Origin of the sequence: Acinetobacter calcoaceticus DSM 30006 = CIP 81.8 (assembly GCF_000368965.1) — a bacterium.
Classification (GTDB): Bacteria; Pseudomonadota; Gammaproteobacteria; order Pseudomonadales; family Moraxellaceae; genus Acinetobacter; species Acinetobacter calcoaceticus.
Window position 1 is genome coordinate 455,618 of the sequence record NZ_KB849779.1, and the last position, 15,181, is coordinate 470,798.

At 39.8% G+C, this 15,181-nt stretch carries 15 protein-coding genes and 1 pseudogene; 7 read left to right on the forward strand and 9 right to left on the reverse strand.

Features of this window, described 5'->3' with window-relative positions; translation table 11 throughout:
* Positions 1–35: 35 nt before the first annotated feature.
* The 5 genes from F936_RS04545 to glnK all read right to left on the reverse strand — a co-directional run bounded on the left by F936_RS04545 (position 36) and on the right by glnK (position 4,835).
* Positions 36–1,328 carry a DNA adenine methylase gene (locus F936_RS04545; RefSeq protein WP_003654420.1) on the reverse strand — a complete coding sequence of 431 codons (1,293 nt, stop codon included), beginning with the start codon at positions 1,326–1,328 and terminating at the stop codon, positions 36–38.
* A complete protein-coding gene (gene ribD / locus F936_RS04550; RefSeq protein ID WP_005045235.1) occupies positions 1,325–2,410 on the reverse strand; it encodes a bifunctional diaminohydroxyphosphoribosylaminopyrimidine deaminase/5-amino-6-(5-phosphoribosylamino)uracil reductase RibD in 1,086 nt (361 codons plus the stop codon). Before ribD ends, F936_RS04545 begins: the two co-directional genes overlap by 4 nt.
* A gap of 15 nt (positions 2,411–2,425) precedes the next feature.
* A complete protein-coding gene (nrdR, locus tag F936_RS04555; RefSeq protein ID WP_003654416.1) occupies positions 2,426–2,884 on the reverse strand; it encodes a transcriptional regulator NrdR in 459 nt (152 codons plus the stop codon).
* A gap of 161 nt (positions 2,885–3,045) precedes the next feature.
* Entirely contained in the window at positions 3,046–4,440 is a 1,395-nt protein-coding gene (locus F936_RS04560; RefSeq protein ID WP_005045237.1) for an ammonium transporter, read from the reverse strand.
* A gap of 56 nt (positions 4,441–4,496) precedes the next feature.
* Positions 4,497–4,835 (reverse strand): P-II family nitrogen regulator, encoded by a 339-nt coding sequence (gene glnK, locus F936_RS04565; RefSeq protein WP_000780326.1) that lies wholly within the window; start codon positions 4,833–4,835, stop codon positions 4,497–4,499.
* A gap of 278 nt (positions 4,836–5,113) precedes the next feature.
* Between glnK and F936_RS04570 the strand changes: the two genes are divergently transcribed.
* The 4 genes and pseudogenes from F936_RS04570 to F936_RS19165 all read left to right on the forward strand — a co-directional run.
* Complete coding sequence (locus F936_RS04570; protein ID WP_003654412.1) at positions 5,114–5,341, forward strand: accessory factor UbiK family protein; 228 nt, start codon at positions 5,114–5,116, stop codon at positions 5,339–5,341.
* Positions 5,342–5,406: 65 nt separating this feature from the next.
* The gene (locus F936_RS04575) at positions 5,407–6,891 is read left to right on the forward strand and encodes a YifB family Mg chelatase-like AAA ATPase (RefSeq protein ID WP_005045239.1); all 1,485 of its coding nucleotides are present in this window, start codon (positions 5,407–5,409) and stop codon (positions 6,889–6,891) included.
* 105 nt (positions 6,892–6,996) lie between these two features.
* A complete protein-coding gene (locus F936_RS04580) occupies positions 6,997–7,542 on the forward strand; it encodes an NADPH-dependent FMN reductase (protein WP_005045241.1) in 546 nt (181 codons plus the stop codon).
* A gap of 14 nt (positions 7,543–7,556) precedes the next feature.
* A pseudogene (locus F936_RS19165) lies at positions 7,557–7,646 on the forward strand (magnesium chelatase subunit ChlI family protein); the annotation flags it as partial.
* A gap of 25 nt (positions 7,647–7,671) precedes the next feature.
* Here F936_RS19165 and pdxR read toward each other — a convergent pair.
* Positions 7,672–9,105: a MocR-like pyridoxine biosynthesis transcription factor PdxR gene (gene pdxR / locus F936_RS04585; RefSeq protein WP_005045242.1), complete on the reverse strand. Its 1,434-nt coding sequence runs from the start codon at positions 9,103–9,105 to the stop codon at positions 7,672–7,674.
* 111 nt (positions 9,106–9,216) lie between these two features.
* Here pdxR and F936_RS04590 point away from each other — a divergent pair, with 111 nt between their 5' ends.
* Together F936_RS04590 and F936_RS04595 are read left to right on the forward strand one after the other, a co-directional pair.
* Positions 9,217–9,993: an aldolase gene (locus F936_RS04590; RefSeq protein ID WP_005045244.1), complete on the forward strand. Its 777-nt coding sequence runs from the start codon at positions 9,217–9,219 to the stop codon at positions 9,991–9,993.
* Positions 9,994–10,008: 15 nt separating this feature from the next.
* Positions 10,009–10,887, forward strand: coding sequence for a dihydrodipicolinate synthase family protein (locus F936_RS04595; protein ID WP_005045246.1), 879 nt, complete (start codon positions 10,009–10,011; stop codon positions 10,885–10,887).
* A gap of 43 nt (positions 10,888–10,930) precedes the next feature.
* Here F936_RS04595 and F936_RS04600 read toward each other — a convergent pair whose 3' ends face one another.
* On the reverse strand, positions 10,931–11,743 hold the full coding sequence (locus tag F936_RS04600; protein WP_003654402.1) for a TorF family putative porin: 813 nt from the start codon (positions 11,741–11,743) through the stop codon (positions 10,931–10,933).
* 961 nt (positions 11,744–12,704) lie between these two features.
* Between F936_RS04600 and F936_RS04610 the strand changes: the two genes are divergently transcribed.
* Positions 12,705–13,985, forward strand: a complete 1,281-nt coding sequence (locus F936_RS04610) for an OprD family outer membrane porin (RefSeq protein WP_005045250.1) — start codon at positions 12,705–12,707, stop codon at positions 13,983–13,985.
* A gap of 106 nt (positions 13,986–14,091) precedes the next feature.
* Here F936_RS04610 and ppa read toward each other — a convergent pair whose 3' ends face one another.
* Together ppa and F936_RS04620 are read right to left on the reverse strand one after the other, a co-directional pair.
* A complete protein-coding gene (ppa, locus tag F936_RS04615) occupies positions 14,092–14,616 on the reverse strand; it encodes an inorganic diphosphatase (RefSeq protein WP_004640620.1) in 525 nt (174 codons plus the stop codon).
* Positions 14,617–14,743: 127 nt separating this feature from the next.
* Positions 14,744–15,142, reverse strand: a complete 399-nt coding sequence (locus F936_RS04620) for an MAPEG family protein (protein ID WP_003654397.1) — start codon at positions 15,140–15,142, stop codon at positions 14,744–14,746.
* Positions 15,143–15,181 lie beyond the last annotated feature (39 nt).

Consider the following 15,181-nt stretch of genomic DNA (forward strand, 5'->3'; position numbering starts at 1 on the left):
CTCCAAATCTTTTTACACTGCTTAAATTGCAGCGCTTACCAAAGTGCGAGCTGTGTGCTATTACCTGAGGTATCTACACCACCTAGCTCGGCGAAGTGGTAAAGCTGGCCTAATAACTGACGTAATGGTGGTCCTGACTTGGCATGAGTATCAGTAATCACAATAAACTCAAGCACGCGTGCACGTTCAGACTGTCGCTGTTTACTTACTCGATAGCGCGGAACATCTTGTGTTAACAAGGTCACTTTGCCCCGCTCCAGATTAGCCATAAGCAAATCTTTCGGCTCGATATTACCATCAGTTGAATAACTGGTCAGAATATAGCGGGCATTGATGGTTGAAAGTAGTTTTTCATACGCATCTTTCGCATATTTAGAAGAGTTATATGGGCTTGGACGCTCTTTACGCCAAGCTCTATCAATTCCGCTCTTATAACCTTTGGTATCTGGTGAAGGTAAATCAACCTGATCCCATAAAGTTAATGCATTCAAAACATGGTAATTACTACTATATGCATGTTGGTTATAAGGGGGATCGAGATAGGCAACATCTACTTCAAAACCACTCATTTGATTTGCTAGATGCTGTGAATCTACACACCACATTTCAGCAGCAGGACGTTTACGATCACCAATCTCGCAAAAACGACTTGGTGTTAACCAAAGTAATGACTCAATTCGCTCTAATGCAGTTTGTGTACGTCCGCCCCACCCTTGGTGGAAGCTTTTAAATACACCACTGGTGTTACTGACAAAACTTGCTGAATAGAGCAATGGTGCGAGCAAAGCACTCATCTCTACATCATTAATTGCGCCTTGAGATTGCCATGTTGCAATCTGCTGGCGAATCGCATCAATACGCATACCATTACGGCGTTTAAAGAACAAACGGTCACGAGCTGGATCATAAATATCATCATTACGTGGGCAAAGGTTATGGGTTACCCAGCCTTTAACTTCAGGTAAGCGATTTAAATAATCGATTGCCTTCTGATACCCGCCTAGCTCTTTAAAAGCAGGTGCATCAATACAAGCTAAAATCGCATGATTTAATGCATGGCTATACGGTTCCCAGTCATTCGCAATCACTCGGTAACCATTTTGACGCGCCAAACGAGACACTACACCACTGCCGGCAAAGAAATCGGCAAAAATCGGAGGATTCTTTTTCTTGCTATTCAGCGTCCCTGTAATTTCAAGGGCTTCTAAAATTAGATGGAGCAATCGGCGCTTATTACCCAAGTAAGGAACAAGCTGATGGAAAAGATATTCGTCTGTCGTACGGGCTGCATGACGACGTTTGTGATAAACCGAAGGCTCTGGATTCATACTTTCTCTTGCGTAGGGATTAACCTTAAGCGTATATCTTGATCAAGTTGTGTCACATCAAGAAGTGTAAAACGAAGTTGTTGTGCCATATATTCAAACTCTGCATTGAACATGGCTCTTGCACTTTTCCCCAATAATGTCGGGGCAATATAACTGATCAACTCATCCACCAAACCTTCTTGTAAAAAGGCAGTAGATAATGTTGCACCGGCTTCTACCAATACATCATAAATTTGATATTGCTTAGATAGGGTCTGTAACAGCACTTTTAAAGGCTGAATTTCTAATTGTATCACGCCTAAATCAGCAAGTTCTTGACGATATGGCCCCATCACCATCACAGTTTCAGGGTTTTCTAAAATTTTAGCAGCGAGCGGCAAACGACCTTGACGGTCTAAAATAATCCGTTTTGGCTGTGCAATTGTCTCAATATCAACACTGTCCAGACTTCGTACATTAAGCTGACAGTCATCTGCAATCACAGTATCAATCCCTGTAATCACTGCTCCTGAAATGGCACGCCAATGCTGTACATCTTGACGCGCAACTGCACCGGTAATCCACTTCGATTCACCAGATGCCATTGCAGTACGTCCATCTAGGCTTGAAGCTACTTTTAAGCGTACATAAGGCATGCCCGTAGACATCGCTTTTAAGAAACCTTGGTTTAATTTTTCTGCCAAATCTTCACAAATGCCAACTTCTACTTCAATTCCGGCATTTTTCAAAATCTGAACACCCTTACCCGCAACAAGTGGGTTTGGATCAGGACATGCCACAACCACCTTTTTAACCTGTGCCTTAACCAGTGCTTCGGCACAAGGAGGAGTTCTTCCATAATGTGCACATGGCTCAAGCGTCACATATGCTGTTGCACCTTGAGCCTGCTCAGCTGCCTGACGCAAGGCAAAAACCTCTGCGTGTGGTTGACCGGCTTTAGGATGGAAGCCCTCACCGATTAACTGATCATCTTTGACAATGACACAACCAACATTTGGATTAGGCTTAGTCGAATATAGACCTCGTTTGGCAAGTTCAATAGCTTGTTGCATCCAATATTGATCTTTTTTCAACTCAGACATAAAAATCTCAAATAATTATTGTTCACGTTGCTGCATTTGCTCAATTTGACGGCGAAAAGCTTCAACATCCTGAAAATCTTGATAAACAGAAGCAAATCGAACATAAGCGACATGGTCGAGCGCAAATAGAGATTGCATGACGACTTCACCAATTGTTCTAGACTTCACGTCACGTTCACCTAAACGGCGAATCTGCAATTGGATATCACTTAAAACAGTTTCTATCTGTTCTTGGGTGACCGGACGTTTTTGCAATGCATGCATTAACGAACGGCGTAGCTTGGCCTCATCGAAAGGTTCATTCTTTCCATTCGATTTGATCACACGGGGCATCACCACTTCATAGCTTTCAAAAGTGGTAAAACGTTCACCGCAACTTACACACTCACGACGTCGACGAATCTGACAGCCTTCGGCGGCTAAACGTGAATCGATGACTTTACTATCTGCGGCGTTGCAAAATGGACAATGCATAGCGGATTTATAGGGTCGATTACTTTGACCTAGTGTAGCAAAATTTCTACACTTACAGAACCAGCATTCTATAAGACAAAAAAACAGTCCTGAGCAAGATCAAAGCATCACTTTGATCACAGCGCAAGACTGTTCTTTTAAGACAGCAGATATATTACGAATTATTCAATACGTTCGCCGTGTTGGCTTAAATCCAGACCCATGCGTTCATCATCAGCATTAACGCGGATACCAATCACAAGATCAATCACTTTAAGAATTACAAAAGTCGCTACACCACTGTAAATCATGGTTGCCAATACGCCTTCAACTTGTACCCATAATTGACCAGCGAAGGTTGGAGCTAAGGTAACGTTGGCTGCTTTGATGATTTCATCACTGTAAAATACGCCAGTTAAAATCGCACCGACAATACCACCTACAGCATGTAAACCAAACGCATCCAAAGCATCATCAGCTTTAAGTAAGCGTTTAAGTGCGGTAATACCCCAGAAGCACACTACGCCACCGATAAGGCCCATGACTAAAGCACCGCCTACACCGACGAAACCTGCTGCTGGCGTAATCACAACCAAACCAGCGACAGCACCAGAAGCACCACCTAATACAGATGCTTTACCGCGAATCATACGTTCAACAACTAACCAAGAGAACGCAGCAGCAGCGGCAGCAACTTGAGTCACTAAAATTGCCATGCTTGCACGAGCGCCAGCACCTAAAGCACTACCACCGTTAAAGCCAAACCAACCCACCCAAAGTAAGCTTGCACCGACTACAGTTAGAGTCAAGTTATGCGGAGCCATAGATTCACGGCCCAAACCAATACGTTTTCCAAGCATGTAAGCCGCAACGAGACCTGCAACACCTGAGTTGATATGTACAACTGTACCACCAGCAAAATCTAATGCGCCTGCTTTAAATAACCAACCATCTGCCGCCCAAACCCAGTGAGTAATTGGTGCATAAACAACGAGTACCCAAATTGCAATAAATACCATGAAAGCTGAATACTTCATGCGGTCTGCAATAGAACCACTTAGAATGGCAACTGTAATAATGGCAAAGGTCATTTGGAAAATAACAAAGAGACTTTCAGGAATTGTCCCACTCAATGCATCAAACGCGACTCCGTTTAGCATTGCTTTAGACAAATCACCAAAAAATGCACCTGTGCCAGAGAACGCGATTGAATACCCAGCAATCACCCACACTAAACTGACTAAAATTGCAGCGGAAAGGCTGAACATCATCGTACTGAGTACATTTTTCTTACGTACCATACCGCCGTAGAATAGTGCCAATCCCGGAATGGTCATTAATAGAACCAATGCGGTTGAAACTAAAATCCAAGAGGTATCACCCGTATCAAGAGTAGGTGTCGGTGCTGGAGCTGCTGGAGTTTCAGCAACTGGTGCTTCTGCAGTGGTTGCAGTAGCTTGAGATGTTGATGTAGCCGCAACTTCCGATGTAGGCGTTGTTACAGCTTCTTCTGCCCAAACGGCAGTACCACCCAAAAGAGCGCCTGATAGACTCAGCGCCATAAGCATTTTTTTCATTCGTGTCCCCCAACCTCATTTGCGAGTTATTTTCTACTCAGCAAGCTTTGTGCCAATTAGACAGCATCTGGTCCAGTTTCACCCGTACGGATACGGATTACTTGTTCCAGGTTAGTCACAAAAATCTTACCATCGCCAATTTTTCCTGTGCTTGCTACACGTGTAATTGATTCAATCACCGCGTCGACCATTTCATCACTAATCGCAATTTCGATTTTTACTTTAGGTAAGAAATCAACCACATACTCCGCGCCACGGTAGAGTTCTGTATGTCCTTTTTGACGACCAAAACCTTTAACTTCAGTTACGGTAATCCCTTGTACACCAATGTCAGAGAGCGCTTCACGCACATCATCCAATTTAAACGGTTTTACAATTGCAGTTACAAGCTTCATGTTTGTTTCCTTCGGCTTCTTTTCACCAGTAAGGTTTTATGTTCAATTTTCATGCCAATATTTCAAAGGTTGAGGGAAATGAATCTATTGCATGAACTTTCTTTATAACCTATTTAGTGATCAAGATGTAGATGAGCTATTAAAAATAAAATGAATTTTCAGTATGTTTACATGCTGATTTAATGTTCTATTTGTACTAAAAGAATTGAAACCTATATCCCACCTTCAAGCAGTGGTAAACTGTAAACCATAAGGTAATACAACACTTTGGATATTTCATGCTAGAAACTTTATTACAGGCCATTCTGGAACAAATTGATGAGCCTAAAAAAGATTTGGAAAAAAATTTACGTGCATTATTAAATGAAGCAGTCGAAAAGTTAGATCTTGTTTCCAGACAAGAGATTGACCGCCAAAAGACTGCACTTCAATCGGCCAACCAACGTTTAGCAGAGCTACAAAAACAAGTGGAACTATTAGAAGAAACTTTAAAGAATAAAAAATAAGCACCAATGTAGCGCACTTATACTTTACAACGATTAAAAATGAAGCACCATAATGGAACAACAAGATGTCTTTTTCTAAAATTTATACACGGGGACTTTTGGGTTTACATGCACCTCTCATTGAAGTAGAGGTACATGTGAGTCAAGGCTTACCTTCTCTTACCATTGTAGGCCTAGCCGAAGCGGCAGTAAGAGAAAGTAAAGACCGAGTTCGCTCGGCGATTATTAACAGTGGATTTCAATTTCCGACTAAACGACTGACCATTAATCTTGCACCAGCAGATTTGCCCAAAGATGGGTCACGTCTAGATTTACCGATTGCTGTAGGCATTTTAATTGCCTCTGGTCAGCTCCCAGAAAACTGTGCCGAAGATTTTGAATTAATTGGTGAATTAGCACTTGATGGTCATGTAAGGCCAGTGTCAGGTACTTTAACTTTGGCAATGGCTTGTCAACAAGCCAAGCATAAAATGCTTTTACCACTTGATAATAGTCAGGATATTAGTCACTTACCTGACTTTAAATGTTATCCAGTGAGCCACTTAAAAGAAGTCTGTGAACATTTTCTGGGCACAAAGTCTCTATCTTCGGTTGAGCCTACGGCCACTTCAAACCAAATGCCTTATAAATTTGACCTTGCAGATGTAAAAGGTCAGCTACGTCCACGCCGCGCACTCGAAATTGCTGCTGCTGGGGGACACTCCTTACTTTTTAAAGGACCACCCGGCACAGGTAAAACTTTACTCGCCTCAAGGCTTCCTTCAATTTTACCGCCTCTGTCTAATCAAGAAACGCTTGAAGTTGCGAGCATTTATTCTATTTCAAATACATCACATACTTTTGGTCAGCGACCATTTCGAGCGCCCCATCATACAGCATCAGCGATTGCACTCGTTGGGGGCGGTTCTCACCCTAAACCTGGTGAAATTACATTATCGCATTTAGGAGTACTTTTTTTAGATGAGCTCCCCGAGTTTGATAGAAAAGTACTAGAAGTCTTACGCCAGCCGCTTGAGTCAAAAGAAATCATTATTTCACGAGCAGCTCGGCAAATTACTTATCCCGCTAACTTCCAACTGATTGCGGCGATGAACCCATGTCCATGCAGCTATGCATTTAATCAAGATAGTCGTTGTCAGTGTTCACCTGAGAGTATTAGGCGCTATCAAAACCGTATATCGGGGCCATTACTTGACCGTATCGACTTACATATTGAAGTGCCACCGTTAAAGGCCCAAGAGCTACAAGATCCAACGCCTGTTGAAAATTCGAGTAGTGTTCGACAACGTGTGATTTATGCCTATGAACAACAGATTCAAAGACAAAATTGTTTAAATCAGGCGCTTTCGCCGAAACAGCTAGAACAACATGCTGTACTTGATAGTACTTCTCAACGAATGATTGAAATGGCTCAACAACGTTTAAATTTATCGGCCCGCGCTTATCATCGTGTTTTACGCGTTGCTCGTACCATTGCCGACTTAGCTCAAAGTGAAGTGATTCAAAGTTCTCACCTTACAGAAGCATTATCCTATCGAGGAAATAGTTAACAAATGAAAAAACAGCGGATCGTGAGTCCGCTGTTTTTTCATATTTATATGAGTTGTTAATTAAAGAATTTATTACTGCCTATATAAGAAGGCAAAGAGGGTGCTATGAAAATTTTGGCTATATCTGGCAGTACAAGAGAGGCATCTACAAATACAGCGCTATTACGAGCAATGAAAGATATAGCACCGTCCAGTATTGAGTTTTCAGTTTTCGATCAAATTAATACTTTGCCTATCTTTTCTCCAGATGATGAGGGAGAAAAAACGCCTGCTGTAGTAGTAGAATTTATCAAATCTGTTTCTGCCTCAGATGGCATTATCATCTCAAGTCCTGAATATATCCGTTGTATTCCAGGCGGTCTCAAAAATGTAATTGACTGGATGGTTTCACGCACTGAAATCATAGATAAACCTATTGTTCTAGTTCATGCATCTAGTCGCGGTGACGATATGCTGGTTTCTTTAAGAAGAGTACTGTCGACTGTTAGCAGCAATTTTTTTGAAGATTTATTTTTAAGGATCTCTCTTCTTAGCAAATCTCCTGAACAAATTATTGAGATGCTGCAAACTGAACAATATAAATCACAAATTACACCTTTTCTGCTGAGCTTTGTCTCAGAGATTCAAAAGTATCAAGATCAATTAGAGTAAGCTGATCACCGTGTTTACGAGTAGCACGGACCATTGTCAATTTGGCTCAAAGTGATGTAATTCAAAGCTCTCATCTTATAAAAGCGCTGTCGTATCAGAGATAATCAGCCCTAAGATTAGAACAAAGAATTATGAGTCTGCTGTTCTTTTATTAAGAACCTCATTTAACTTCTCGATTAGAGAAGTGATTTCTTGCTCGGATAAAGCTGCAAAGCCAAAGCGAATACAACGATTAGAAGAATCATCCTGTCTAAACTTATGCTCTGTATCCATGTTGAGCTTGTCTAATTTTAAGGCTTGCTCTTTAGTAAAAGATTTCTGGAATTTCACCCATAAAGCCATTCCGCCTGCTGGAGGTTGAATCTGGACATCACCTGAAAAAACTCTGCTAAATTCAGTTAAGGCATGGTCACGGCGTAACTGATATATTTTTTTCATTTTACGAATGTGTCGTTTGATTTCACCGCGCTGCATTAAATCCGCTAAAGCAAGTTCGGTAATGTTATTACCTTGTCGATCGATCAATAAAATATCTTCGGTAATGGATTGAATAATAGTCTGAGATGCAACGATGTATCCCAAACGAATACCGGGTGCAAAGACCTTAGATAATGAGCCAACATGAATGACCAGCTCAGAATGAGGCAAACTCGCTAAGGGTGGCATAGGCCGACTGTCATAGTGGAATTCATGATCATAATCATCTTCAATAACATAAAAACCCCATTTTTTTGAAAGCTCTAAGAGTTGAAGACGGCGACTCATTGTCATCGTGACTGTTGTAGGATATTGATGATGCGGAGTTGTATAAATCGCAGCAACTGAGTCTTCTTGTAAAATCCTTTCAAGATCTTCAATGACAATACCTTGTTCATCTAATTTGACAGAAATGACCTGAAACCCATTTGACTGAAACGCTTTAAAAGCAGAGGGATAATACAGCTCTTCAACTACAATCACTCCCTGTCGATTTGGTAGTGCACGAGATGCAAGAAAAATTCCCATCTGGCTGCCACGTACAATACAAATCTCATCTTCGGCAACACTCATAAAACGTTCCATCGATAACATTTTTTGTAAGGCTTGTCTTAACTCAATCATACCTTGGGGGTTTCCATAACCCATGTACTGGTTTTGGGTAATTTTAATCAATGCATGCCGATAGGCTCTTGAAAATAACTCATACGGAATAAGCCTTGGGTCAGGTACACCATCGTTGTGTGGATATAAAGCAACTTCTTGAATAGTTGGCTTATCATTAACTTTTCGCTCATTTACAGGCTCTATTTTGAGCTGCTTTTCCGGCAAAATATCTGCCACAAATGTGCCTTTTCGAGGACGAGTCACAAGCCAGCCTTGCGCCTCTAATTCTTCATATACCGCTTGTACGGTTTTTCTATTAATTCCCAATTCTTTTGACAAGCTACGAGACCCGGGCAACATAGTCCCTTGCACCAAGCGACCACTTAAAATCTCCTGACTAATCAAGTTGGTCAGTTTTAAAAAAACTGTTTTTTCTTCTCTTTCATCGATACGGAAATGTATTTGCCAAGGTCTTAGCATATTCGCCCCATCTGGACCATATAACTTGTAAAAACTGGATGTATTGATTCACCCAGTTGTTTTCTATTCTGCCTTCACCTACTTAATTTGGTCAACTGGACTGGAGAAGAGATGAAGACTGCTTCTGTAAACAAACAAGATCTGATGCAACATGCACAGCAAGACATGCAAAAGTGGATTAGCGATTCAGATTTAACTGATCGCCAAAAGCTCGCACTCACTTGTCGTATTTTATTTGATCATGGCCATGATGTTGGTTTAGCGGGCCAAATTACATGTCGTAGTGAAAATCAAGATTCCTTTATTACTCAACGTTTTGGTTTAGGCTTTGATGAAATTACTACCTCAAACTTGCTTGAGGTTAATCAAGATTTAGAACCAATCAATCAAGAAGGAATGGCAAACCCAGCCAATCGTTTTCATACGTGGATTTATAAAGAACATCCCGAAGTGAACTGCATTATCCACACGCATCCTACCCATGTAGCAGCACTCTCCATGCTACAGATTCCACTCATGATCTCCCAAATGGATGTTTGCGCACTCTACGAAGACTGCTCGTTTGTAGGTCATTGGCCGGGTGTTCCTGTAGGTAATGAAGAAGGTATTTTGATTTCTTCTGCTCTGGGTAAAAACCGTGCTGTTTTATTGTCTCACCATGGTCAATTGGTCACAGGTAAAACCATCGAAGAAGCATGCAACTTGGCTCTTTTAATTGAGCGTGCAGCTCAACTGCAACTGCTAGCGATGTCTGCCGGACAAATTCAGCCTATCCCCCACGATTTGGCAACAGAAGCTCATGACTGGGTATCTACCGACAAACGTAACAAAGTGAACTTTGCTTATTACGCACGTAAAGCTTTGAAAAAACATTCCGACTGCATTTAAAAAGAGACTTCTACCATGAAACTAAACGGTATTATTGGCTATCCTGTCACCCCATTTTCTAATGACAACACCATTAACATTGCTGTTTTAAAGCAGATGCTCGATTTACTTATCAAAAATGGCTGTGATGCCATCGCACCTTTGGGCAGTACAGGTGAAAGCGCTTATCTTGAATGGGATGAATGGTGCTTAGTGGCTAAAACTTCAATTGAAAGCATCAATAAACGTTTACCTGTCATTATTGGGATTTCTGAACTCACGACGGATCAAGCTATCAAAAAGGCCCAAATCGCGCAAAGCTATGGTGCAGATGCACTGATGATCATTCCTGTATCGTACTGGAAACTAACAGATCAAGAAATTTTTGAATATTATCAGTCAATTGCACAAGCAACGACTTTGCCGATTATGATTTATAACAACCCTGCAACTAGCGGTGTTGATATGTCTCCAGAGTTAATCGTGCGTATGTTTAATCAGATTCCAAACATTACGATGGTGAAAGAAAGCAGTGGTGATATTCAACGTATGCATCAAATTTATGAGCTATCAAAAGGAGAACTCCCGTTTTATAACGGCTGTAATCCTCTAGCTTTAGAAGCCTTATGTGCAGGAGCTAGTGGTTGGTGTACAGCAGCGCCTAATCTATTAGGTCAGCTTCCCCAACAACTTATTCAGCATGTGAAAAATGGTAATTTAAATCAGGCTCAAAAATCATTTTACCAGCAACTCCCCCTACTACGCTTTATTGTAAGCGGTGGTTTACCTAAAACGATTAAAGCAGGTTTGCAGCTACAAGGGGTTTCTGCGGGTACGCCACGTAAACCTCTGATTAAAGCAAATGATGTTGAGCTTAGTCAATTAAAACAGTTACTTGCTAAAATAGAAGACTAATAAAAAAGCGGGTAAATAAACCCGCTTTTTTTACCGCATAAACTTAGAATGTTTTAGTTAAACTAAATACTAAACCTGTGTCATAAGGTTTTTTACCAGCATCGGTCATACCAGAAGTGCTAATGTCTGTACCCACAACATCTAGCTCAGCGACAATACCCAAAATATTATAATTCACACCCACTTTATAATCGATATAGCTATCGTCTTCACCTGGTCCACCCGCAACTACAAGTAAAGAATCTTTATTTTTGAGTTTGTTATAGCCAACTGAAGCAAGTCCCGTGAAGCCTGTATCTGCAATTGGTGCTGAATAACCTACGTTAAAATACCAGAACTCATCAGAGTGCCCCCAATAGTCATCTGAATAGCTTACGCCCACACTAAGTGCATCACCTTTAAATAAAGAATCAGCAAAAGTTAATTTTCCGTAGAACTCGGTAAAGTCAAAACCAGTATCCCCATTGTATGGGTTAGTAAATTTTGAGTCAGAACCAATATAGCCATAATGAATTACACCTACATCATAAGTTGGTGCAAGCGTATCAGACAGTTTTAATGTATTGGTATAACCTAAAGAGATATCGGTTTCAGTTGAAACACCTGGTGTATTAAAGTCAACGCTTGAACCCCACAGCGCGACATAGGCACCTGACTTATGAGAAAAAGTAAAACCACCTTGAATAGCTGGGTTATTTGACGATTGTGTAACACCGCGGAAGCGGTAGTCTGTAGTTGCCGCTACACTACCTGTTGCAGTGATACCATAAAAAGATGGTGCTTCTTCAGCCATAGCCATGGTTGAACCAGCTGCGAAAATACCAAGACCTAAGGTCTTAAGTGCAAATTTCATCATTTTGATCTCCCCCATAATGAATGCACGATTTATGTATATAAAACACATTGTGTTACTTAAGCTTTAGCAATTTCTGTGCCAAGTCCATATTCCCCTTCGTTGCATATCATTAATATTGAAATCAAAATATCTCTACAATAAAAATTCCATTTTATTTTTACAAAAATATATTCATAAAAAACAATATTATAAAATAAGACATCTATCCGATTAGAAAAGAGCAACATAAGAAAACACCTTGTCGGAAATAAATTAGCGACGTCAGCAGTATCCATTTACTCAATGTAAAATTTCTATTTAAACTTAAATAAGAGATATAAAAATTACGTAAATTTCTTAAAGCCGAGCTTGTAATGGTCTGTGAATGGGCATTTCTTTTAATTAGATTTCTTTATTTTTTCTGTTTTAAAACTTATGAACTATTTTGGGTCTTTTTTAAGCAATAATATGAGCAAAAATAGTAATGCACAAAATTTACGCAAAATATCGCACTAAATTTGATCAAATCAATTAAATTCCATTGGCTTATTATAGTGATCTCTTTTTGCACATCATGCATTAAAAATAATGTTATATAGTAACATTTTAGAGAGCATTGAAAATAAACCGTTAAAAAAATCAACTTAAGACAAGATTAAAAAGTAAACATATCCATCAAAAAAGATTAAAAAATGAACACAAGAATCAACTATTTTTTGAGCTTAGAATATAAAATAAATGGTAAAAATCCACTAAAAAATAAATTACTTTTTTTATTTTAAACAATACATTAAGTATAAAAGCTTAACAGTAAATTTAGTAAACAACCAGTAACACATTAATCAATTTCTGCATAGCATATATAAAATAAAATCAACAAAAATATATCTTTTTTATAGATTACTTATACAATTGATTCAAATCCTAGGCCCTGAACAATAACAAGGCACAGGATTTATCGTTTTTATGAGGTTCTTTAAATATGCTAAATGCACAAAAACTTACATTAGCAGTTCTCATTTCTGCGGCAATAATTTCCTCAGCTCAGGCAAGTGAGCAAAGTGAGGCAAAAGGATTTGTTGAAGATGCGAACGGTTCTATTCTCTTCCGTACAGGTTATATTCAACGTGACAAGAAAAATGGCGTTGAAGATGACAGTTCATTTGCTCAATCAGCAATTGTTACGCTAGATTCTGGCTTTACCAAAGGTATCGTTGGTTTCGGTGTGGGCGCTGTTGGTGATTTTTCATTCAAAATTGGTGCAAATAACAATAACGGTAACCAAATGATTCCTCGTTACAATGGCGTACGTGAAAATCCGTACGATCAATGGACACGTGGTGGCGGTAGCGTAAAGGCTCGTTTCTCGAATACGACTGTACGTTATGGTACTCAAGTACTCGATTTACCTGTTCTTGCAAGTAACACTGCACGTATGGTTCCTGAATATTTCACAGGTACATTGTTAACTAGCCATGAAATCAAAGATTTAGAAATCATTGCTGGTAAATTCACTAAAAACCAATATTCAGACCAAATTGCGACTGACCAAAATGGTTTAGACCGTGCTGTGGTTTGGGGTGCAAAATATAAGTTTGATGATCAACTAAACGGTTCTTACTACGGTGTTGATGTAAAAGACAAACTTGATCGTCATTATGTCAATGTGAACTACAAGCAACTGCTTGCTAATGACAGCTCACTTACTTATGACTTCAGTGGTTATCATACTAAATTTGATAAAAATGCGTCATTGTCATACGCAACTGGCCCAGCTGGCGAAGACAAAACCAATAATATTTGGGCAGTTTCAGGAACTTATGCGACTGGCCCACATAGTGTGATGTTAGCGTACCAACAAAACAGCGGCAACATTGGTTATAACTATGGTTCGAACCAAGACGGCGGCCAAAGTGTCTATTTGCCAAACTCTTACCTGTCTGACTTCATCGGTAATGATGAAAAATCTGCACAAATCCAATATAGCCTCGACTTTGGTAAGTTAGGTGTATTACCAGGTCTAAACTGGACTACAGCGTATGTTTATGGTTGGGATATCAAAACATCTAATGGTGCAGATGATTCAAACGAAAGCGAATTCTTCAACCAAGTAAAATATACAGTTCAAAGTGGTTTTGCTAAAGGTTCAAGCTTACGTTTACGTAATTCAATCTACCGTGCTGACGACGCTTATACTGCAGACTATATGCCAGACACCAATGAATGGCGTATCTTCCTTGATATTCCTGTGAAATTATTCTAATTCATAGATCTATCAAACATAAAAAAACCTACATCTGGCAACAGATGTAGGTTTTTTATTAAGCTCAGAATATCAATTGAGAAACTCTGAGCTTATCAATTAAAGCTTATTTAGCAGCTTCAATTGCTTTTAGTACTTCAGCTTTAGCAACATCAGCACCTTCCCAACCACTGATTTTTACCCACTTACCTGGTTCTAAATCTTTATAGTGACTGAAGAAATGCTCAATTTGGCTAATCAACAATGGAGGAAGATCTGTATATTCCTTCACATCTTTGTAAAGTGGAGACAATTTTTCGTGTGGAACAGCGATTAATTTCGCATCGATACCACCGTCATCTTCCATTTTTAATTTGCCCACTGGGCGGCAACGAATTACAGAACCAGCAGCAACAGGATGTGGAGTTACAACAAGTACGTCTAACGGGTCGCCATCTTCAGACAAAGTATTTGGAACATAACCATAGTTCGCTGGATAGAACATTGCTGTGCCCATGAAACGGTCTACAAACAATGCATCAGAATCTTTGTCGATTTCATATTTAATTGGTGCTGCATTTGCAGGAATTTCAATGATGACATAGATGTCATTTGGGGCATCTTTACCTGCTGGGATATCGCTGTAACTCATATCAATACTCTTTCGTTATGAAGTCAGATGTAAAATCCACTCGATTATAGCGTGGATATCATCAAAATGATGCCGATTATACAATGCGCACACGCGAAAGTTGATATGAATGATGACAGAATGACACTCAAGTCAGTTTAATCGTGACCACTAATAAGAAGATTGGACACAATATAGATAAGAACCAGACAATCGAGCGTAAAGTTGCCCAATTACTTAAATAGCAGATCCCATAAATAACTCTTAAAATAATATATGCCCAACCTAATCTCAGAATAAAATATTCTGGAACAACCATATATTCGGCCATTAAAATAGCCGTTAAGAATAAAGGTAAGCTTTCAAAACTATTTTGTTGTACGGCATTAGCGCGAGCAGCCAGACCAGTTGTTTTGGCAAAAAAAGCTCTCGGGTTTTGATTATCGGCAGGCTGAAAACCACCTGTAATTTTTGCAATTGCGGTAAATGCGTATGGCAGCAAACATGCCACTAAAATAATATAGATAATGCCGCTGATGCCCTGCATAGTGCCATCCATCACTGAAAATACTGTTGATCATGCTAT

Bases quoted from the DNA above. Each gene is read 5' to 3' on its own strand.
- ribD (WP_005045235.1), bottom strand. From the start codon at position 2,410: ATGTCTGAGTTGAAAAAAGATCAATATTGGATGCAACAAGCTATTGAA.
- F936_RS04620 (WP_003654397.1), bottom strand. From the start codon at position 15,142: ATGCAGGGCATCAGCGGCATTATCTATATTATTTTAGTGGCATGTTTG.
- nrdR (WP_003654416.1), bottom strand. From the start codon at position 2,884: ATGCATTGTCCATTTTGCAACGCCGCAGATAGTAAAGTCATCGATTCA.
- F936_RS04590 (WP_005045244.1), top strand. From the start codon at position 9,217: ATGAAGACTGCTTCTGTAAACAAACAAGATCTGATGCAACATGCACAG.
- F936_RS04545 (WP_003654420.1), bottom strand. From the start codon at position 1,328: ATGAATCCAGAGCCTTCGGTTTATCACAAACGTCGTCATGCAGCCCGT.
- F936_RS04600 (WP_003654402.1), bottom strand. From the start codon at position 11,743: ATGATGAAATTTGCACTTAAGACCTTAGGTCTTGGTATTTTCGCAGCT.
- F936_RS04570 (WP_003654412.1), top strand. From the start codon at position 5,114: ATGCTAGAAACTTTATTACAGGCCATTCTGGAACAAATTGATGAGCCT.
- pdxR (WP_005045242.1), bottom strand. From the start codon at position 9,105: ATGCTAAGACCTTGGCAAATACATTTCCGTATCGATGAAAGAGAAGAA.
- ppa (WP_004640620.1), bottom strand. From the start codon at position 14,616: ATGAGTTACAGCGATATCCCAGCAGGTAAAGATGCCCCAAATGACATC.
- F936_RS04610 (WP_005045250.1), top strand. From the start codon at position 12,705: ATGCTAAATGCACAAAAACTTACATTAGCAGTTCTCATTTCTGCGGCA.
- glnK (WP_000780326.1), bottom strand. From the start codon at position 4,835: ATGAAGCTTGTAACTGCAATTGTAAAACCGTTTAAATTGGATGATGTG.
- F936_RS04580 (WP_005045241.1), top strand. From the start codon at position 6,997: ATGAAAATTTTGGCTATATCTGGCAGTACAAGAGAGGCATCTACAAAT.
- F936_RS04575 (WP_005045239.1), top strand. From the start codon at position 5,407: ATGTCTTTTTCTAAAATTTATACACGGGGACTTTTGGGTTTACATGCA.
- F936_RS04595 (WP_005045246.1), top strand. From the start codon at position 10,009: ATGAAACTAAACGGTATTATTGGCTATCCTGTCACCCCATTTTCTAAT.
- F936_RS04560 (WP_005045237.1), bottom strand. From the start codon at position 4,440: ATGAAAAAAATGCTTATGGCGCTGAGTCTATCAGGCGCTCTTTTGGGT.